The organism is Natrinema sp. 74, assembly GCF_046097095.1.
In the GTDB taxonomy this organism is placed as follows: Archaea; Halobacteriota; Halobacteria; order Halobacteriales; family Natrialbaceae; genus Natrinema.
In genome coordinates, this window is the sequence record NZ_CP175699.1 from 72403 (window position 1) to 93027 (window position 20625).

Genomic DNA, 20625 nt, shown 5'->3' on the forward strand with positions numbered 1-20625 from the left:
CGAACCTCATTCCGTACGGTCGAGCCACTTCGCGAGTCCGGCACTCGTCATCATCTCGACCACACCGAAGACGACCGCTGGAAGCGACGCTATCGTCGGAAGGCCGGCAGCGATCACGAGCGCCGCCGCAACCGCGAAATCGCGCATTCCCACGGAGAGAACCGACGCGATACGAGTGGCTCTGTCTTCACGGTGACTTACGAGAAAGCCGACGCCGTACCCAAGCGCGTTCAGAGAGACGACGCCGGCCCCGATACTCGTCAGGAGGCTCCGGTTCGAACGGATGACGTCGGCATTCGCAGCGGTTACACCGCCGATAATCAGAATCACCATGGTGGCAGAGACGGCTGGGTAGTAGGCATCGTATACGCCGACACGCTCGGGCCACCATGCTCGCAGGCCGACGGCGATCAGCATGGGTACGACGACCGCCACGACTAGCTGTTCGACTATCGGTACGGTCGGGATGGCAACCCCGCTCGCGAGCACGGTGACGACCGCGGGAACGAACGCGAGACTCCCGACACCGATGACCACCAGAGCCGTCGTCGAGAGTGCCGTGTCTCCGCCCGCGAGCTCCGTCATCACCGGCGTCACGAGTTCCGGCGTCACAGCCCCGAGAACGACGAACCCGACGGTTAGCTCCGGCGAGAGGCCGAGGCCACGTGCAACGCCAACTGCGAGAACAGGCATCGTTGCGTGACCCAATAGAACGAGCCCGATCGACCGTCCGCTGAGCCGGCTGAACTGTTCGACCGAAAGCGTCAGCGAGATGCTCCCGATCATCACCGCGAGAATGACCGTCGAAAAGTCGGTGACGGCGGCAAGATCCGTGACGGTAAGGCCGAGTCCAACCGAGAGGAGAATCCATACGAGGAGGTAGTCCTCGATAACGGCTGAAAGGGTCCGAAGTCCCCGCTGAAACGGTGCCATCGATGCCATCTCGTGCAGAGGCGACGTGCCGAATATGTGAATATCGATCGGTTCATAGTGAGTCGTCTGTGCTCTTGCTCCGCTGGCAACTGGTTGCACCGTCGATGCGCGACAGTCAGTGATTGACGGTCGCGTCGTATTCTGGTGCAAGCGACTCTGTGCGCTCTCGCAGAAGTCAATGACGTCGTTATCGGGCTTTGTTCAGCTGTCGTGAGTACCTGCTAGTTCCGTTAATCGGCCGGCCGTAGTCGAACCGAACGCGGGGCCGGTTGTTCACGAAGCGAGTTCGCGTTGTATCACTTATGTGGCTGCCTGTGAGAACGTGTTACCGCTGTCGGCCGCTGAGTGCGGCGACTGCTTCGAGACGAAATCTCTTCCCTCCTCGAGTAGCTAGCTTCTATTACTAGCGCTTTCACTGTTCACAGCCATGGATCCATTTACGCTTCTCGGCATCGACGTGCTGTTGTTTCTCGCGATCGGTGTCTTGGCCGGTGCTCACTGTATCGGAATGTGCGGCCCGCTCGTTACCATCTACGCGGGTCGGATGGATGGGGGCGCGTCAAACGGAGGGCGGGACGGCCACCTCACGACCTACGAGGTCCGACAACACGCTCTGTTCAACGTCGGGCGAGCGACGAGCTACACGCTCCTCGGTGCCGTGTTCGGTGCGCTCGGCGGAACGTTGTTCGTGACGACTGCGTCACTCACGTCCATGGTCACATTCGTTCGCGGTGGGACCGGTCTCGCTGTCGGCAGTCTCGTCATGATCACCGGAACGTACTATCTCGCGGGGCGAACGACCGGCGGCGTTCACCTCCCGGGGCTCGAGCGCGTGACGGAGTGGCTCGCGATGCGCGTCGATCGGCTCGCGAACGGACCTGGAATCGTCGCGCTCGGCGCAGTCCACGGATTACTCCCGTGTCCGATACTCTATCCGGCGTATCTGTACGCGTTCGCGACGGGCTCGGCCGCTGGGGGTGCGCTCGCGCTCGCGGCGCTCGGCGTCGGCACGATTCCCGCCGTCTTCGCGTACGGAACCGTGATCGATGCCGTCGACGTACGTCACCGACGGCGAGTGCATCGACTGCTCGGGGTCGCGTTCGTCGCCCTCGGGTACGTCCTCTTGGCGCATGGATTGATGAGCCTGGGGATTCACGTGCCACATCCAAAACTGCCGTTCTACGACGGCATCGATACCGCGGAAATGCCAGCAGTTCTCACTAGCATATAACACATGTCAGCTACCGATAGCACGGAAACGGGCTGCACGCTCTGTGACCTCCCCGTCGAGGGGAGTGATATCATCGTCGACGGGAAGCCGTTTTGCTGCGTCGGCTGTCGCGACGTCTACGAGGCGCTCGGTGATGTCGACGATATCGCAGCCGAAGACGTTCGCCGCGCCCGAGACGGTCGACAGGCAGACCGAGAGGTCCCGTCGGATCACGAAGCGACGTTCTTGGAGGTCGACGGGATGCACTGTGCGACCTGCGAGGCGTTTATCGAGTCAGCCGCGACGACGGTCGAGGGCGTCAGCGACGCCAACTCGAGTTATGTGACCGATACGGTTCGGATCGATCACGATCCGGAGCGCGTTTCGACGGCCGATCTGCAGGACGAAATCAGCAGACTCGGCTACAGTGCTTACTCTCGAGACGATTCGTTCAGCCGCCGTCGAGCCAACAACTGGGAAATGGGCCGGGTCGCGGTCGGCGTCCTCATGGGGATGTCGGTGATGTTGCAGTACCTCGTTATCATCTATCCTACGTACTTCGGCGGACTATTCTACGGCGACCGGGTGACGAAGTTCTTCGAAACCGCGCTCGCGAGCTCTCTCGCCACTCCGTTTTACGTCGTTATCGGAGCGCTCACGACGATCGTCCTGGCCGTTACGGGGAAACCGATTCTGCAAGGCGCGTACGTCAGTATTCGGACGCGGTCCCCGAACATGGATCTGCTCGTCGCGATCGCGGCCGTGAGCGCGTACCTCTATAGTACGCTGTCGATCGCGCTCGGCGGCGAGCATATCTATTACGACGTGACCGTCACTATCATCGTCATCGTCACGGTCGGCAACTACTACGAATCGACGATCAAGCAGCAGGCGACCGAACGCCTCTCCGACTTGACCTCCGTCCAAGTCGACGAGGCGCGCCGCGTTCGCGATGACGGTGCGCACGAAGACGTTGCGGTCGAGGACCTCGAGGCAGGTGATCGCGTGCTGGTCCGATCCGGCGAGCGGATCCCCGTCGACGGCGAGATCGTCGACGGCGATGCGTCCGTCGACGAAGCGGTCGTTACTGGGGAATCGCTTCCCGTACGCAAAACCACGAACGACACTGTCGTCGGCGGGTCGATGGTGACTGACGGCGCGGTGACCGTCCACGTTGGGGAGGACGCGACCAGCAGCCTCGACCGGATCGCCGAACTCGTCTGGGACCTCCAGAGCGGCTCTCACGGCATTCAGAAGCTCGCGGACAAACTGGCAACGATCTTCGTGCCAGTCGTTCTCGCTCTCGCAGTCGTCGTCACGGGAATCTATCTCCTGCTCGGTAACGGACCGACGGCCCTCCTCGTCGGACTTACGGTGTTGATCGTTTCCTGTCCCTGCGCCCTCGGACTGGCAACGCCGCTCGCGGTCGCTGCGGGAATCCGTGATGCGTTAGCGCGCTCGATCGTCGTCTTCGACGACAGCGTCTTCGAGCGGATCCGAGACGCGGACACCGTCATCTTCGACAAGACGGGCACGTTGACGACGGGCGAAATGACCGTCGTCGACACCGATCTCGAGGCCGGCCTGCTCGAGAAGGCGGCGCTGCTTGAGGAGCGCTCGTCGCATCCGGTTGGCCAGGCTATTGCCGCCAAACAGGCGGTTTCCGACGGCGGTACGGTCGAGTCTGCATCGAACGCGGGACCGGAAGACGACGTCGTCGAGTCCTTCGATAGTCATCGGAACGGCGTTACGGGCGTCGTCGGTGGAGACGAGATCATCGTCGGTCACCCGGATCTGTTTCGCGATCACGGCTGGGACGTTCCCGAGGCCATCACAGAACGAATTGCCGACGGCCGCGAAACGGGGCAGATACCGGTCGCCGTCGGTCGCGACGGGACCGCCGAGGGTGTCATCGTCGTCGCCGACGACCTGCGACCCAACTGGGAAGAAACGCTGACCGCGATTTCGGAAGACGGAGCAACGATCGTCGTCCTCACCGGAGATGACGCTCGAGCCGCGCGACGCTTTCGCGAGCACGCCGCCGTCGACGAAGTGTTTGCGGGCGTCCCCCCCGAAGGGAAGGCCGAAACCGTCAGCCGATTCAATGGGACCGGACGCACGGTGATGATCGGTGACGGTACCAATGACGCACCCGCGTTGGCCGCTGCCGACCTCGGAGTTGCTCTCGGTGGCGGCACCGCGATGGCCGCCGATGCCGCAGACGTTGCCCTCGTCGATGACGACCTCTCGTCCGTCGAAACGGTCTTCGAACTCGCTCGAGCGACGAACCGCCGCGTGAAGGGCAACATCGGCTGGGCGTTTTGCTACAACGCGATCGCAATTCCCTTGGCCGTGCTGGGTATCTTGAACCCGCTTTTCGCTGCGCTCGCGATGGGTGCGAGCAGCCTACTGGTCGTCACGAATTCGACCCGGCCGCTGCTGTCAGACGACGAGTAACCGACGCTCCGTCGGCCTCCGATCGAGGCCAGCGCTCAATTTCGGTTTGCTACTGGCCGTTGGTGATACGACATCTTTGGCCAGTCGGAAACACGTAACGAGGTTCTCAGAGTCCGAGTACGAGACTGTGTACAAATGACGGATACGGCTAGGCAGACCTCCGTGAGGGACCTCGAGGAACTGACGTTCGACCAGTGCTCACCCTCCGCGAACGTTCCTCACTGGACATGGAATATAGCGCCCGAGATGACGAGAACTATATCGCGGTACGTTCGCTACCGAACACAACTATCTCCTCACCGAAGACGCGGTTACACTGACCCTCATCACCTCTAATACTGGATTGTCGGTACGCTCAAAGCTACTGAAGTGAGTGCAGTATACTTTCCAGTCACGAACGAAGGGGGTATTCCGACCAACGGATTTAAGAGACGCCGTTCCATAGTATTGGGTGTAATGAGCAAGACTAAGATAGCTCCTTCGGAAGTCGCTCGCCGCGTCCAGGAAGACGACGCCGAGGATCTCTTCGTCCTCGACGTCCGCAACGAGGACGATTACGACGAGTGGCAAATTCCCGGAAGTGTGAACATTCCCGTCTACGATGAACTGCTGGACGAAGATTACTCCACGCTCGAGTCACACCTCGATGAACTGCCGGAACATGAAACGATCGCCGTCGTCTGCGTCGCCGGCGTTACATCGGCACGTGCCGCCGAATTCCTCCGCGAGCACGGATTCGACGCCACGTCGATCGACGGCGGTATGAACGGCTGGGGACGGGTTCATCGCCAGTACGAAATTCAGGATGTCGATGGAATCGTGCAGATCGTCCGCCCCGGCACTGGATGCGTTTCGTACCTCGTCTACGACAGCGGTGACGCCATCGTCGTTGACCCGAGCCAGTACATCGACCAGTATCTGACCGCGGCAGACGAACGTGATCTCGAGATCGTGGGCGTCGCCGATACGCACGCACACGCCGATCACGTTTCGGGTGCTCGTCAACTCGCCGGTGAACTCGACGTTCCGTACTACCTGCACGAAGACGACGCTGGCGACCTCAAACACGTCACGGAACTCGAGGGCGAGGAGACGATCACTGTCGGGAACCGCGAACTCGACGTGCTCTCCACGCCCGGACACACGCCCGGAAGCGTCTCGTTGCAGTTTGGCGATGCACTCCTCTCCGGGGACACGCTGTTCCTGCGTAGCGTCGGCCGGCCGGACCTCGAGGATAGCGCCGAAGACGCGGTTCGCAAAGCGGCTAGCCAGTTGTTCGACAGTCTGAATCGGGTAACGAATTTGGACGACGAAACCGTCGTTCTGCCCGGCCACTTCAGCGACGAGGAGATTCGCCCGCTAGCGACCGAACTCGGAGCGCTCCGAGAGGAAACGACGAACGAACTCCTGAGTTACGTCGAAGACGGCGACGAAACGGCGTTCGTCGAAACGATCGTCGAGAGTCTCGCCGACGAGCCCGCCAACTACAACGAGATCAAGCAGATCAACTGGGGGAAACAACAACCCGACGGGGACACTGAAGCGATCGAACTGGGTCCGAACAACTGCGCCGCCAACTAAAGCAATCGAATTAATTCGAGTCTCCCTTTTATCTATGACTCCTGCAAAGACGCTCCCGACGGTGCCGTTGCCCGACCTCGAACTAGGATCCAAATTACTGCGTGGGGTCGAGTGATCTATGCACGAACAACCTAACCTGAAACAGGGAATTCGCGAGCACCTCGGACAGTTCTCGCTGCACGTCTTGTTGGTGTTTGCGACCGGGCTGACGATCGGCTCAGAACGTACGGTCGTGCCGGTTCTGGGCGAGGACGTGCTCGGCGTCGAGTCGTTTTTCGTCATCGGCTCGTTCGTCGTCTCCTTTGGCTTCGGTAAGGCGCTGCTCAACCTCTATGCCGGTAAATGGGGCGAGGAGTACGGCCGCAAACCCGTGCTCATCCTCGGCTGGCTCACCGCGCTGCCGATCCCGGTACTTCTCATCTATGCACCCAGTTGGAACTGGATCACAGTCGGGAACGTTCTGCTCGGGATCAATCAGGCGCTGACCTGGAGCATGGCAATCAACGCCAAGATCGACCTCGCGGGACCTGACCAGCGTGGACTCGCGGTCGGCATCGACGAGGCCTTCGGCTACACCGGCGTCGCCGCTGGCGCGTGGATCACGGGCGTCATCGCCGGACGGACGAGCCTCCGGCCCGAGCCGTTCATCTTCCTCGCGGCGGTTGTCGTCCTTGCGACGCTCATCTCGATCTTCCTCATCAAGGAGACGGTCCAACTCGCACAGTTGGAAGCCGACGACGATCACCACGATGCAAACTTGCCGTTCGGGGAGGTGCTACAGCGCGCAACGTACGGCGACCGGACACTGTTCGCGGCGGCACAGGCCGGCCACATCGAGAATTTCGTCGACACGTTGTTCTGGATCGCCGTCCCGCTGTATCTTACGAGTCAGGGACTCGCAATCGAAGCCGTTGGAGTCGTCGTCGGCATCCACAGCGCGATGTACTTCCTCCAAGTCGGGACTGGCGGACTCGCCGACCGCATCGGTCGACGTCCACCGGTCATCGCAGGGATGTTCCTCGCCGGCGTGGGCGTCCTCGGGATGGTGTTTGTTGACGAGTATCTCTTGTGGGCAACACTGGCCGGAATCTCCGGGCTCGGGATGGCGCTGCTTTACCCGAATCTGATGACGGTTCCAAGCGACGCTGCCCACCCGACGTGGCGGTCGGCGGGAATGGGTGTCTACCGGATGTGGCGCGACGCCGGCTATGGCGTCGGCGCGATTCTGATCGGCCTCTCGATGGAATTCGTGACCGCTGAGGCCGCTTTCTACATGACTGCCAGCTTGATGTTCGTCTCCGGCACGGTCGTCTATCTCTGGATGGAAGAGACACACCCCGAGTTCGGCACTCACGAACCACCAGCGCCTTCCCACGACGCATCGGAACAAGCCACACCCGACGATTGAGGACTAGGAATCTACTTTCAGAACCCAACCTTGCCGAGTATGCTTGGCAGCCGGCCGCCGACTTCCGCTTCAAGCACGACGCTGGTTCGTACGGTGCCGTCGACGTGCTCGAGGTCTGACTCTGACGGTATCAGTCCTCGAGAAAGGAATCAAAACCGCCCGGATGGGCACAGAGGGGATGGCCGCCGGGCAGAGTTCGGACAAGTCCAAGGGTGGGTGCTGAGTGGGTCGGGAGCGATGTCGCGCCTGTGGGAACGCGACAGTAAATCTGTTCGTCTTGACCGATATCAACCCCGCTCCGATTCCGAGCGCGTTGGAATCATCCTACTGCCCTTTTGAAAACCACACCCGCTCGCTGTCGTGCCACGTTCGCTTGCGGATGCCCTGAACGCCCTCGCTAGCCGGTGTCTCGAGGCCAGCCGGTGCATCGTCTAGCTGAGGGTGCTCTCCCTTCACTCCTCGAGGGCGAGAAACACAGCGACGACAGGTAATTGGGTGTGGCCTGAACAGCCCTGTTAGGTGTCGAAAAACCGGTCGGGCTCCATCCGCGATAGCCGCATTGCGTTCCCCGTCACGCCTAGACTCATTCCCATGTCGCCGACAACGACCGCCAGCGCCACACTAACCAGTCCGAGCGGAACGCCGAGGGCAAGCAGGGCCTTCACACCAAGACTCGACCAGATATTCTGGCGGATCACGCCGTTGGCCTTGTGCGATAGCGCGTAGAGGTACGGTAGCTTCCCGATGTTGTCGCCCATCAGCGCGATATCGGCGGTCTCGAGTGCGGTATCGGTTCCGGCGGCCCCCATCGCGATGCCGACGTCGGCGGTCGCCAACGCGGGTGCGTCGTTGATGCCATCGCCGACCATCGCTACACCGTTGTACTCCGCCTGCAACGCCTCCACGGCGTCGACTTTCTCGTCGGGCAGCAGTTCGGCCTGGGACTCGTCCACGCCGACGCGTTCGGCGATCGCACGGGCGGTCCCCTCGTTGTCGCCGGTCAGCATCACCACGTGGGCGACGCCGAGGTCGTGTAGCCGTGCGACTGCCCGTTCGGCAGCCGGACGCATCTCATCGGCTATTGCGATGACGCCGACCAGTTCGGTGTCCGTGCCGACGAGGACGACCGTCTTCCCCTCGTCCTCGTACTGAGCAATGGTGCCGTTCTCGATGTCGGCGCAGTTCTCTCGCTCGCACTGTTCGTGTTCCACCTCAGCGACCGCGCCGCCGTCGGCCCGGAGGTGGGCGTGTGACAGGTCGAAACCCAACTCCTCGAAGAGAGCAGGTTTGCCCGCATAGTAGGTCTCGCCGTCGACGTTCGCGCGGATTCCCTTCCCGGTGATGCTCTCGAACGCCTCGATGCCCGGCAGGTCGCTGCTCCCCTCATCGGTGGCCTGAGCGAGGATGGCCTCGGCGATCGGGTGTTCGCTCCGCTGTTCGAGCGCCGCCGCACGCCGGAGGACCTGCTCTTCGGTCGCGTCGCCGAGTGCCACCACGTCGGTGACAGCGAGTTCGCCCTTCGTGACCGTTCCCGTCTTATCGACGGCGATGACGTCGACATCGCCCATTGCCTCGAGGTGATTGCCGCCCTTGATGAGGACGCCGTTTTTCGCGGCGCTGGTGATGCCGGAGACGACGGAGACCGGGGTCGAGATGACGAACGCGCAGGGGCAGGCGATCACCAGCAACGTGAGCCCGCGGATAAACCACGTCTGCCAGCTCCCGCTGAACGTATGCGAGAGGCTGGCGAAACTGACGGTGGCCCCCCCGCTGATGAGTAACGGCGGCAACACAGCGGTGAGAATCGCCAGAACGACGATGGTCGGTGTATAGTAGCCGGCGAATCGGTCCACGAGCTGTTCTTTCTCGGTTTTCTTCTCCTGTGCGCCCTGCACCATTTCGATGATCTGTGAGAGCGTCGACTCCGCAGCGGGCGACGTCGCTTCGAACTCGAGATAGCCTGCCTCGTTGATGGAGCCAGCGTACAGTTCGTCGCTAACGCCTTTGTCGACGGGAACGCTCTCGCCAGTGATCGGTGACTCGTCGACGGCACTTCCGCCTTCGACGACGGTGCCGTCGAGCGGAATCTTCTCGCCGGGGCGAACGACGACGGTCTCGCCGACGTCGACCTCGTCGGTGGGGACGGTCACCTCCTCGCCGTTACGGCGGACGGTCGCCTCGTCGGGAGATAGCTCCATCAACTCGCGCAGGGAGTTACGAGCCCTGTCCATCGCATATTCTTCGAGGAGTTCGGCGATGCTGAACAGGACGGCCAGCGTGGCGGCCTCAACGACGTAGCCGATACCTGTCGCAGCGATGATGGCCGTCCCCATCAGCAGGTCGATATCGAGGCTCAAGTTCTTCGCCGAGTAGTAGCCGCTGCGGACGACCGGGATGCCGCTCGCGACCACTGCACCGAGGAACAGCCCGTCGGCGAGGTGAAGTGAATAGCCGAACACGCTCGCTACAGTGAGATTCTGTCCGGTCAGGAAGAATTCGAAGAGGAGGCCCAGCATGACGAACGCCGCGCCGAGCCACGTCTTTTTCGCCCGCGAACTCGTCAAGACCTCCGACGGGGGAGCGATCCCCAATTCCTCGCCTGAGCCACCTTCGGCGTCGTCTCCAACAGTGGCCACCTCGTAGCCCGCATTCTCGATAGCCCGAACGAGGTCGTTCTCGGAGGCACGATCGGGCTCATACGTGATCGAGGCCGTGCCAGTGGTCGGCTGGAGCGCGGCATCGACGACGCCATCGACGCGCTGGAGGCTCTTGTCGACCTTCTGCGCGCAGGACGGACAGTCCATCTCGGGTACCGTGAGCTGGGCGGTCAGCTCTCGTTGCTGCCCGCCTCCGCCAACGTGCGCCGCTGTGTCCGAATGCTCTGTCATCACTTGCTGGTAGGGACATCAGTTCGATAAGCCTTTGTTGGAATATTCCAATAGGGAGGTCAGAGTGAGATGGACGGCTCCGCTGTCATCTGTTCGCTCGAGACGTGTTGCTTCGCCAGGTGTTCTTCTGCCCGGCGGAGGCGATAGGTAAGCGTCGAGCGCGGCACGTCGAGATGCTCGGCCAACTCGCCGACATCGACCTCGCGGGGCGATTCATAGTAGCCGTGTTCGACGGCGGCCCGAAGTGCGGCTTCTTGCTCGGGAGACAGGCCGATCGCGTTGTCGTCGCTCCTAGCTCCTGTTTCCGTCGTATCTGCGGTCCGGAGCATCTCCATCTGTGCGCATTCGCCGACGGCCGTCCTGAGTTCGTCAAAGAACGCGGACACGTCGCCTTGGCCGGAGTGGATGAGCCGCCACGTGTAGTGGCGCCCTTCGTGCCGTGTTTCGAAGAGGACGCCGTCGCCGAAGTGGGTGCGGGCGATGTGAGGCACGGACGCGCAGGTGGGGGTTCGCACCCAGTCGGAATAGAGAACGAGTGTATCGTCCGTACGGTCGAGAACACGAGTCGTTTGGGTCGCACCACAGTCCTCGGTCGCTAAACAGTCGGCGTAGTAGTCGATAGTAAGGAACGCGTCCTCGATGGCATCGAGCGCTTCTGGGGTGCCGGCGGCGTGGTCAACTCGCCAGAGGCGCTCGGCGGTGGCGTGCAGTGAGAGTGAGCGAATTCGGGCGTCGGGATGGTCGGCGAGGGTGTCCGCCACCCTGTTACACCCGGGCTCGTATTCAAGAGCGAAGACGAGTTCGCGCATACACCTCCTAAGGGGCGCCCAGACATAACACGTAGGCCCTCACACGCGTTGATCGGATCTCGTCGTCAACCAGTACGCTCCCTGCAACGTCGTTAGAGGCACTGCTCGAGACTCAATTTAGCTACCGGACAAACGGGCCACGCTGGCGAATCGGCTCGTGGTGAGGGAGACCGGAAACAGCAACGACGCGAAGCGATTCCTCGCTCTCGAGGACGACATCGTGTGCGGCCGTGAGGAGGAAGACGTCTCCGTCAGCGAACCGACTGCCATCGACCGTCCCGGCTCCTGTAATCGCATAGAGAAAGCCTGCCCATTCGTCTGGCGGTGACCACGTCCACGTATCGGAGATCTGCACATCGAGATACTCCATCGACGTGTACAGTTCGATCGGCGACTCGTCGCCGACGACGGTAGTGACGGTCGCCCCCGTTTGCTCCTCCGTCGGGAGTTCACCCGGCGTCGCGCTGGTGTAGTCTGGTTTGGCGTCCTTTTGCTCGCTCGGGAGGTTTACCCAGAGCTGGAGTCCGTTACAGGCTGCACCGTCAGCGGCGAATTCAGAGTGACGGATGCCACGTCCGGTCGTAATTTGCATTGCGTCTCCCGCTTTGGCAGTGTAACTGACGCCAAGCGTATCTTCGTGATCCATCCCGCCCTCGAGCATGTAGGTGACGATTTCAAATCCCTTGTGAGGGTGCATCGGGAATCCTTGCTGGGGGTCGATGTAGAACCGCTCAAAGAGGACAAACGGATCGAGATTCGCGGAATAGTTCTTCGTCGGGAATGCGCGATTCGCAAGCACCCCTGATCCATGGCGCACCTGCTGTCCCGAACACAGCGTAGCTTGCTCTGCCGTTACATCGTTCGGTTCCATACCCGCTCTCGTTGCGTGGTACTGATAAGCGTCTCGTAGCCGGAACCTAAAATTGGTTGCTGGTCAGACACTGTTCTAACCTGTGCTGCGAAAATAGGCACCACATGGCCTCTATTAGGAACGTAGAACTGCCACCGATATTACTTGAATCCCGTACAGAGAATCTTCATATCCGTCCTCTGTATAGTCATTGCTGTACGCAACATGAGCGAATACGAACTGCCGCCGCTTCCGTACGACTACGACGCGCTTGAACCGCACATCAGCGAACAGGTGCTGCGCTGGCATCACGATACCCACCACCAAGGCTACGTCAACGGCTGGAACAGTGCCGAGGAGACGCTTGCGGAGAACCGTAAGAACGGCGACTTCTCCGATTCGCCGAGTGCGATTCGCGATGTCACGCACAACGGATCGGGTCATATTCTCCATGACCTCTTCTGGCAGTCGATGAGCCCCGATGGCGGCGACGAACCCACTGGAGACCTCGCAGATCGTATCGTCGAAGACTTCGGCTCCTACGAAGCGTGGCAGGGCGAATTCGAGAGCGCCGCATCCGCTGCAGGCGGCTGGGCGCTCCTCGTGTACGATTCAGTGAGCAATCAGCTTCGCAACGTCGTCGTGGATAAGCATGACCAGGGCGCACTCTGGGGAAGCCACCCGATCCTCGCACTGGACGTCTGGGAACACTCCTATTACCACGATTACGGCCCCGCACGTGGCGATTTCATCGACAACTTTTTCCAGGTCGTTGACTGGGAAGAGCCATCGGCACGGTACGAGCAGGCCGTCGAACGATTCGAGTAACTGACACTCGAGACGACGTGGGCATCACTGCGGTCTCTCTGGGTCATCGTCCGCGTTCTGATTGACCGCTGCGTAGTAGCGGCGTACGTGGGCGCATCTACAGGCGGAGCAGGCCGAGTGCCTCGGGGCCGTACGGAAGACGTGGTCTTCCGTGATGACGAGACGCTCCGCGTCTCGAACCACTTGCCCCCGAGGCGGTTCATATACGACGGTTTTGGTTAGTCCTCGAACGCTAAGTCAACGCTACTGTGGAAGGTGTTCGACGATCGCCGTTTCGATAACGGTGCCGGTTTCGTCGACGAGGACCTGCAGCTCGTCGTTCTCACAGGGAAGCGTCAGTTGTACGCGAAGCGGAGCCTCCGAGACGACCCTCGTCCGGATATCGCTCACGCACCAGTCGAAGTGCCAGAACGGTTCGGTATTCAAATCGACGCCGCGCTTCGAATGAAACACGAGGACGTCAGCATTATCCAGAAGCGTGAGGCCGACGGTCGACTGCAACTGGTAACCACACCGTTGGCAGACATGTTCGACGGCAACATCCTGATCGTCTGCGTTCAACCCATAGACGAGATCCGTCTCGACGCTCCCAGTACACTCTGGGCAGACGCCGTCCGCAGCGAGACAGTAGTGATGACGTACGTAGTGGTGAAACGCTTGGAGGAGTTCGTCGATCGATCGGTCGTCGAGACCACCGGTCGGGAACGGATAACTCACCTGGATCGTCCCACAGTCGGTACAGCCAATCGTAAGCGTATCGTCGGCATACCACCCTTGCAATGAACGCTCACACGAGTAACACGAGCCGTCAACGGGGAACAAGCCGAGTTGTGCGCGTTCTGTAAATGTTCCGCTGAAAATCGAGCTGACAACCTTTCGTCCAGGATAGCGGAACTCGTAGCCCTCGTCGGTTTGCGTAACGAAGTGGTCCGTCAGTTGCTGCAGATGATAGTTGAAGTTCGCACTGTCCGCAATGTCGACCGCCTCGAATAGATCCGTGAAACTGACGGGGGAGTTGTCCGCACCGCACTCGAGCAGTGATCGAAGGATGTCGACCCGCGTCTCGTTACCAAGCGTTGCAAACACGTCCGCGGGGAGCAACTGTGATTCAGTATGTGTGACGGACCCTGGTTCTATCCCTTGTTCGGTGTCACGATCGGATTTCGCCCCGGATTGTGCGCTGGATCCGATCGTCCGGTCGAACTGACTCATAGGCGTCAATTAGGTGATTAGGTGGTAAAGCCTATCGAAGCAGGTGACTTGCTCAGCGACTTGAATTCCACATCACTTAACAGTAGTTGGTAACGCAATTTCGTTAGTCAGTCTGCACTCCTAAACTGAAAGGAAGGAATTCGGTACGTGTGAATGCCATCTACTCATCCGACTGGAAGCCAGCGACCACCCCGATGAGTCCCACAATCACCCCTGCCCATAGCCAAACAGTCATATCCCCGATGACGTCCCAATCACCGAGAATCAGTGTGTTAGCTAACAGATTAAATCCCCCAAAGAGAAGTAGTGTAATCCCAAACAATTCGAGAAGGATAGCTTTGTATATATCCATATAAATATTGACAATGGAGTTTTGTATTAATCTGCCGGTTTACAGATAAACTGCAGTAACAATAGGTTCGTGTTCTGTATTTACAGTGAGTTTCGCGGGTAACTCTGAATACTCATACATTGGATGAGCGTCAGAGGGTGAACATATCGATAAGTTCGCATCTGTAGGTGACGAATTAAGCACTTCAGGTTCACAGCTCATACGGAATAAAGAAATCGCATTCCAATTACTGTTAATTAGCTGTTCTGGTTGGGTGTATGAAGATGACACTGAATTATTCACCATTTATGCGCTGTACGGGTTCGTTCCCGTCGTGAACGTCATTTGTGCTGTCTACTGAGGGAGCTTAGAGCGAAGGACCGCTCGCAGAAACGAAGCACCCCCGAGTGGTCGTCTTCACGTCTCACTAACGCGGTCGCGGCTTACCGAACGCACGCCCAATCGATAAGCTGGCTTCTTCGTTCGGAACGATCACTAATCAGCTACTTCGCTCGAAACCGCTTGGGCGGGAGGTTCGACCGAGGGCTGCGTGGATTCCACCGGCTTCCATTCTAGGTTCTTCTGATAGTGGAGCGGTTTGTTATCCTGTTCTGGGTCGATCACGGTGAGCTGTATCCAGCCGTTGTCGAGGAGCTGCACGAGTTGTTCGTGCTGGTGGAGAATCTCGGTAACCTGTTCGACCGGTGCGTGAATCAGTGCCGTCAAGCGCAGCGGCTGGTGGTGTGCTTGGTCGGCGTCGGCGTAGAGCGACTGCAGCGGGAGTCCGGTCATCAGGTCGCCACCGTTGCCCTGAAACACGCCGATATTGCCGACCGGGTTCTGTGTTACCTTGGACCCGCTTCCGTAGACGGCGTTGTCGACGGTGGCGAAGTAATACTGATTGTTGATCCACTGGGTGACCACGAGCGGCCCGGTCAGAATGGCTTCCAGTGCTTCCCCGTCCGGGTCGGTCTGCCAATCATAGGAGTGGAGGAACGTGCGACCGTCGAGCGCTTCGTCTTCAGTCAACTCACGCGGGCCGATGACGAACGAGGCGTTCCCGGCCAGCCCCCACTCGGGGCGCGTCTCCGCCCAGTCGGCAGCGCGACGCTGGGTTTCGCGAACGCTATCCGCCGCCTCATCGGTCATCGACTCCGTCCGCTCGGCGGTCGCGCGAGTCTGGGCCTGCGTGAGGTCCTCGCGTAACTGCTCGATGTCCTCCTGATGGCTCGCGGGCACCTCGACGTCAAACAGGGTAATCTCGTCGGTCGTCGTATTGTGTTCGGCCGCGAGGAACACGGTGTCAGCGGGGATGTCGAACCCGCGCTCGCGCAGTTCGGCCGTGACGTCATCGTCGTTGCAGATGGTTGCCAGCACACGAGCGTTCGGGCCGCCGGGGTTGCCGGCACAGGCACCACAATCCAGGCTCGAATCGAACGGATTGTTCGTCGTTTGGCTGGTGTGGCCCGTAAACACGACGAGCCGGGCGAACTCCTCCCAGCCCATCAGTTCGAAGGCGTCCTGTGCATACTCGACCTTCTCCTCGAGCGTGAGCCCTTCTCGGAGCGAATTGACGGAATCCGGGTTGTAATCGATCGACGGCTCACAGAATTCGTGTTCGCGTGGTGCGCGGTCGGCATCGTAGAGCAGGTCGTAGACGCGGGCAGGGAGGAGCGTCCGGGCGGTGAGCGCAGCGCCGTACCCCGGCCCGGTTTTCTCGACGAAGCTGAACGCCGTTGCCGTGTTGGTCTTGAGGCTCTTGAGCACTTTCTGCCCTGCATCTAGAACGTCTTGCCAGCGGTCATGGCGGTCCTGTTTGGCATCCGCGTCCGTCGTGGGGCGGTCCGTGATGCGGTGCTGAGCATCGAGAATCGGCGGACACGCGTCGACGGCCACGTCCGCGTCGTATGCCTGGTAGCGCATCGGGACACCGAAAAAGCCCGCATAGCCGTGGGTTTCGTACGGTCCGACTGCCTCGATGTGGCGGCGGATGATCTCCGAGCGCGTGTCAATACAGAACACGAGTTGGGCGGCTGGGCGAGCGGTTTCATCCGAGGAAGACGTCTCCTCGGTTGGCTGTGTTACCCGCGCTATCAGACGGTCGCGGTGGGTCTTCTCCCACGCAGTCAGCCAGATCTCCGGCAGCGGAACGTCGTCGTTCTCGACTGGCTCAGTGGCGTGTTCGTCCGGTTCGATGGGCACATCGAGAAAGTCCGCGAGGAGCAGGCGGACGGCGAGATAGTCGACCAACGAAATTGGATACTTCGACTGCCACGGGTCGGCGTCATCGGTAGTCTGCTGTTTGATGAAGCCGGTCCAGCCGGGGAGTGCAGCAAGCTGCTGCTCGAAGATCGTCTCCCACTCTCCCTCTGGATAGTCCGACAGGACATCTTCCAGCGCCGCGATCGGCGTTTCCGGGATGTCCGAGGGGCTGTCACAGTTTGAGATCTCACTGTCATAGGGAGCGATCTCGCGCCAGGCGGCGTAGAAGCCCCGTTCGCGGTCAGGCATCGACCATGTGGCGTTTCCATGGTCGAGGAACGCCGAGAGCCACTTCGAGAGGATGCGATCGAGCGTGTCCGTCGCGGAATCGGTCTCAGTGGGAGCCGATTCCGCTGTCGCCATCTCGTCCAGTAACGTCTCTGGATCCTCGTCGATACCGTGTGTATCCAGTTCGGTGGCCAACACCGCAGCGTCGATCTGGCCGCGCTCCCAGGCCTCCCGGAAGACGGAGGGATGTGGATAGCCACGGCCACCGAACAACTGTTCAGCCTCGGCGACGGCCTGGTGGAACGGCTGGTCTTCGAATCCGGACAGTGGATTGGCCGTGACGAACGAGTGGAGTGGCCAGACTGAGCCGACTTTCTCTGCTGCACGGTCGATGCTCTTCGTGAGATAGTTCTCGTTATGCGTCATTGTAGTCTTCCTTCGTGGTCAGCACGGTTTCAGGGGCTGGCTGCGAGAGGTTTAGCAATGCGACGTAGAGGCGCTTGCTAGAGCGGTGCCAGCCGAATTCGACTGCGAGATACGAGACGACGAAGAGGGCTCCGATCGCGAAATGGACGACCGTGAGTTCGGTCGGTGCATGAGTCATCGGGACGGTCGACAGCAGCGACGAGATGGTTTCGAATATGATCCCGTAGACGGCGATGGGGACGACGATGAGTGAAATGCCGACGAGTTTGAACGGCGTAGGTAGTTTCGACCGCTTGAGGATATTGCGGGCCGCGTGTAGCGTCGTCAGGACCACGACGAGCACTAAGAAGAGTCCGGCATCAAGTTCGGCACCCTTGCCGGTTATCGCGACGAAGACAGCGCCACCGCCGACCGCCGCTCCCAGACTCGCGATCACTTCCAGCAGCCCCAGACTATCCTGGGAGGCTGCCTTCGGAGCTGTCTGTTCGACGGTGGTTCCCGAGGAGAGGAACAGGTACGCCTTGTAGAACCCATGCAGGATAAGATGGGTGATGGCAGCGGCGAAGAACCCGAGCCCACACTGAAGGATCATGAACCCCATTTGAGCGACAGTAGAGGCCCCGAGCTTGCGCTTGATATCTGTCTGGACGAGCAACAGTGCCTGTCCGAGCAGGGCACTACTCGCACCGCCGATGACGAGTAGCGACATGGCCACCGTGTCACCGGCAAATAGCGGTGCGAAGCGAGTCAGCAGGATGCCGCCCGCGTTGACGAACCCGGCGTGCATCAGGGCGGATGCTGGCGTCGGTGCCGTCATCGACGACAGCAGCCAGTTCTGGAATGGGAACAGCGCCGACTGGAGTATCGCCGCGAGGAAGAGCCCCCCGATAGCGAGTCCCGCGACCTCGGACGGGAGACTCTCAGCCTGACTAAGAATGCTGGAAATCGAAGCCGTCCCAGTTGTCCAGGCCAGCAGTGCCAGACTCCCCCCGAGCAATCCGCTGCTCGCGAGGAAGTAGCGGCGGGCGAGCGCACCAGCGGCCTGAGCCTGGTCCCAGCCGTGGACGTGTCCGATGAGAGATGCCATCGTCAGTCCCATGCCCAGCCACGCCACCGTGAACAGTACTACGTGGTCGGCTGCGGTCATGGCCATGACGATGAGCGTGAACGCGAAGATCCGACCGTAAAACTGGTCGATACGACTATCACCGGCCATATAGCGGCGTGAATAGGAGTGAACGATACCACTGAAGAACGTGACGACGACCCACATAACCTTCGTCAGCCCGTCTACGACGACGTAGCCCGAGAGGTGCCATTCGTAGCCGCCCCGGACCGAAACCGCAAGCGTCACCAGACTGAGCAAGAAGAGTGCCCAAACTCCTAAACTCGCTGCTCGCGGCACCACTGAGGATGCGGGCGTCGTTTCAGGAAGTTGTACCGGGTCGTTCGATTGTGGTTGTCCAGCCATCGTTCGGATTTACCATCTGACCAGCACAGCATCAGGACCTCCCAAACAGGAAGGCCAGAGGCACTGCAACCAAGCTGACCGGTTCTACTCTCTTGTGAGAACAGATTGGTTATTATATTCTTCGATATTACCGGACCGTTCTCTATCCACGAGCTATTAGAACGTATTGGTATACTATCAAATTTCATGGGTCAGCTGTGTTTCTGGTGACGTTACTAAAGACGTCAATTTCGGACGCTGGCCACTGCTACGTCACGTCTCTTTGGAACGCACGATCGGAGTGTTCCGCTGTTCTACTTTCCGTCCAAGCTAGCGAGCTATGAGGTCTCAGGAAAGCCGCCATAGTCCCCGTCATCGTCGTGGACGTACCCGACAACTGTCGCCGTAATCGAGAGGCGAGATTACTCGTACTCAACGGCGGATCGAATGCTCTCGCTACGACGACCCGATCGCAGTGATCGTTCGTCACGCTGGCGCTCAGGACGTGGGACGCGTGGTCTTATAGTTCCGAGACGAACTCGCGGCGGCTTACTCGTCGTTTGTTTTTGACCGTGAGGAGAAGTCGTCAAAGGGTGTCGCTTCGTGACTGCGGACGAGCACTTCATCAGCCATAGTCAACCCCATCTCAAGGAGTTCCTGTGCGACCGGCGTGATATCGTCGTCAGTTTCACCGACGGCCGTTACAAGCAAGTTTTTCTCTCCAGTGACCAGTTCCTGGACTGAAACGACTCCTGGAATATCGAGAATGTCGTCGATAAGTTCGCCTCGTTCTGGAATCGGTGCTGTACAGAACAGGAGCATTCGGAGTGGGTAGCCGGATTTCTGATAATCGATATCGGCACTGTAACCTTTGATGACGTCTTCTGACTCGAGTCGCTGGATGCGCTTTCGAACTGTGCTCGATGACGCTTCGGTTCGATCGGCTATCTCACCGGACGAGAGATTTCGGGCGTCCTCCTGTAGCGCGTAGAGGATTTCCCGATCGATATCATCGAGTTCGTACTCGGTCATATTCTTCGTTTTCTCACGGAAATATAAGGGGCTTCGGCTACTGTGGTGTTTGCTCCAGTCGTGCGATCAGGTGTGCAATGACGTTCAGTGGCTACTATAGGCTGCACCTATCTCCTGTACACCCAGGATGACGTTCCACGCCCGCCTCGTCGCGGACATATCGAGTACTGCACCGACATCGGTGAAGGTCCCATTCGATAGTTCGTCTTTGTTACCTTGACTGTAGACTTCACGGCCACTGATGGCGAACTGTTCGACGCCCAGGATCTCGTTGACGGCGAGGTGGCCCACTGTCAGGACCGCCGCGGCAGAGAGCGGGGCCAAGACCGCACCTGCGAGGACGAGCAGTGAAATGAGCCACGTCCCTACGATGGCACCAGGGAAGTGCCACCGGAGAATCTGCGTCCATCTGACCGGGCGCTCGATCGACTCGCGGATGGTCTCTCCGATAGGGACGATGCGTGTCCGGCCGACCGTCGTCACTTGGAGATACTCCATGAGGAGCCCATCGTCTCTGACCGTCCGCCGAAGGTCATCAAGAAACGCGGCTTCGTCGATGTCACCTCGCTCGAACATGACCGCGTCGCCCCATATCTGGTTGCCGAGGGAGAGAGGGAACGAGCCGGCTGAGGCATACAGCGGTTCGAGTAGCACCGACAGAGGGTCCTGTCCGACGAAGTACGGCACCTCCGACACCGGTCCATACTCTTTGTACTCCGC

The 20625-nt window shown here is 60.0% G+C and carries 14 protein-coding genes; 5 read left to right on the top strand and 9 right to left on the bottom strand.

Annotation, left to right across the window (positions count from 1 at the left end; genetic code table 11):
* Positions 1 to 6 precede the first annotated feature (6 nt).
* Complete coding sequence (locus tag ACJ70B_RS18305; protein WP_408960463.1) at positions 7 to 933, bottom strand: bile acid:sodium symporter family protein; 927 nt, start codon at positions 931 to 933, stop codon at positions 7 to 9.
* Between the two features lie 427 nt (positions 934 to 1360).
* Here ACJ70B_RS18305 and ACJ70B_RS18310 point away from each other — a divergent pair, with 427 nt between their 5' ends.
* The 4 genes from ACJ70B_RS18310 (at position 1361) to ACJ70B_RS18325 (ending at position 7589) form a co-directional block, all read left to right on the top strand.
* Positions 1361 to 2164 carry a sulfite exporter TauE/SafE family protein gene (locus ACJ70B_RS18310; RefSeq protein ID WP_408960464.1) on the top strand — a complete coding sequence of 268 codons (804 nt, stop codon included), beginning with the start codon at positions 1361 to 1363 and terminating at the stop codon, positions 2162 to 2164.
* A 3-nt stretch (positions 2165 to 2167) separates the two neighbouring features.
* Positions 2168 to 4600, top strand: a complete 2433-nt coding sequence (locus tag ACJ70B_RS18315; protein ID WP_408960465.1) for a heavy metal translocating P-type ATPase — start codon at positions 2168 to 2170, stop codon at positions 4598 to 4600.
* A 456-nt stretch (positions 4601 to 5056) separates the two neighbouring features.
* A complete protein-coding gene (locus ACJ70B_RS18320; RefSeq protein WP_408960466.1) occupies positions 5057 to 6181 on the top strand; it encodes an MBL fold metallo-hydrolase in 1125 nt (374 codons plus the stop codon).
* 118 nt (positions 6182 to 6299) lie between these two features.
* Complete coding sequence (locus ACJ70B_RS18325) at positions 6300 to 7589, top strand: MFS transporter (protein WP_408960467.1); 1290 nt, start codon at positions 6300 to 6302, stop codon at positions 7587 to 7589.
* A gap of 515 nt (positions 7590 to 8104) precedes the next feature.
* Here ACJ70B_RS18325 and ACJ70B_RS18330 read toward each other — a convergent pair.
* The 3 genes from ACJ70B_RS18330 to ACJ70B_RS18340 all read right to left on the bottom strand — a co-directional run bounded on the left by ACJ70B_RS18330 (position 8105) and on the right by ACJ70B_RS18340 (position 12157).
* Positions 8105 to 10477, bottom strand: a complete 2373-nt coding sequence (locus ACJ70B_RS18330; protein ID WP_408960468.1) for a heavy metal translocating P-type ATPase — start codon at positions 10475 to 10477, stop codon at positions 8105 to 8107.
* Positions 10478 to 10536: 59 nt separating this feature from the next.
* Positions 10537 to 11286 carry a helix-turn-helix domain-containing protein gene (locus tag ACJ70B_RS18335; protein ID WP_408960469.1) on the bottom strand — a complete coding sequence of 250 codons (750 nt, stop codon included), beginning with the start codon at positions 11284 to 11286 and terminating at the stop codon, positions 10537 to 10539.
* 121 nt (positions 11287 to 11407) lie between these two features.
* On the bottom strand, positions 11408 to 12157 hold the full coding sequence (locus ACJ70B_RS18340) for a pirin family protein (RefSeq protein ID WP_408960470.1): 750 nt from the start codon (positions 12155 to 12157) through the stop codon (positions 11408 to 11410).
* Between the two features lie 204 nt (positions 12158 to 12361).
* On the opposite strand from ACJ70B_RS18340, the gene sod reads away from it, so the two are divergent.
* The gene (gene sod / locus ACJ70B_RS18345; RefSeq protein WP_408960471.1) at positions 12362 to 12964 is read left to right on the top strand and encodes a superoxide dismutase; all 603 of its coding nucleotides are present in this window, start codon (positions 12362 to 12364) and stop codon (positions 12962 to 12964) included.
* A 243-nt stretch (positions 12965 to 13207) separates the two neighbouring features.
* On the opposite strand, the gene ACJ70B_RS18350 is transcribed toward sod, so the two are convergent.
* The 5 genes from ACJ70B_RS18350 to ACJ70B_RS18370 all read right to left on the bottom strand — a co-directional run bounded on the left by ACJ70B_RS18350 (position 13208) and on the right by ACJ70B_RS18370 (position 20601).
* Complete coding sequence (locus ACJ70B_RS18350; protein ID WP_408960472.1) at positions 13208 to 14176, bottom strand: ArsR/SmtB family transcription factor; 969 nt, start codon at positions 14174 to 14176, stop codon at positions 13208 to 13210.
* 826 nt (positions 14177 to 15002) lie between these two features.
* On the bottom strand, positions 15003 to 17423 hold the full coding sequence (locus tag ACJ70B_RS18355; protein WP_408960473.1) for a DUF2309 domain-containing protein: 2421 nt from the start codon (positions 17421 to 17423) through the stop codon (positions 15003 to 15005).
* Positions 17413 to 18894: a proton-conducting transporter membrane subunit gene (locus ACJ70B_RS18360; RefSeq protein WP_408960474.1), complete on the bottom strand. Its 1482-nt coding sequence runs from the start codon at positions 18892 to 18894 to the stop codon at positions 17413 to 17415. Before ACJ70B_RS18360 ends, ACJ70B_RS18355 begins: the two co-directional genes overlap by 11 nt.
* 528 nt (positions 18895 to 19422) lie before the next feature.
* Positions 19423 to 19905: an Lrp/AsnC family transcriptional regulator gene (locus ACJ70B_RS18365; protein ID WP_408960475.1), complete on the bottom strand. Its 483-nt coding sequence runs from the start codon at positions 19903 to 19905 to the stop codon at positions 19423 to 19425.
* An 84-nt stretch (positions 19906 to 19989) separates the two neighbouring features.
* Entirely contained in the window at positions 19990 to 20601 is a 612-nt protein-coding gene (locus ACJ70B_RS18370; protein WP_408960476.1) for a hypothetical protein, read from the bottom strand.
* Positions 20602 to 20625: the final 24 nt, after the last annotated feature.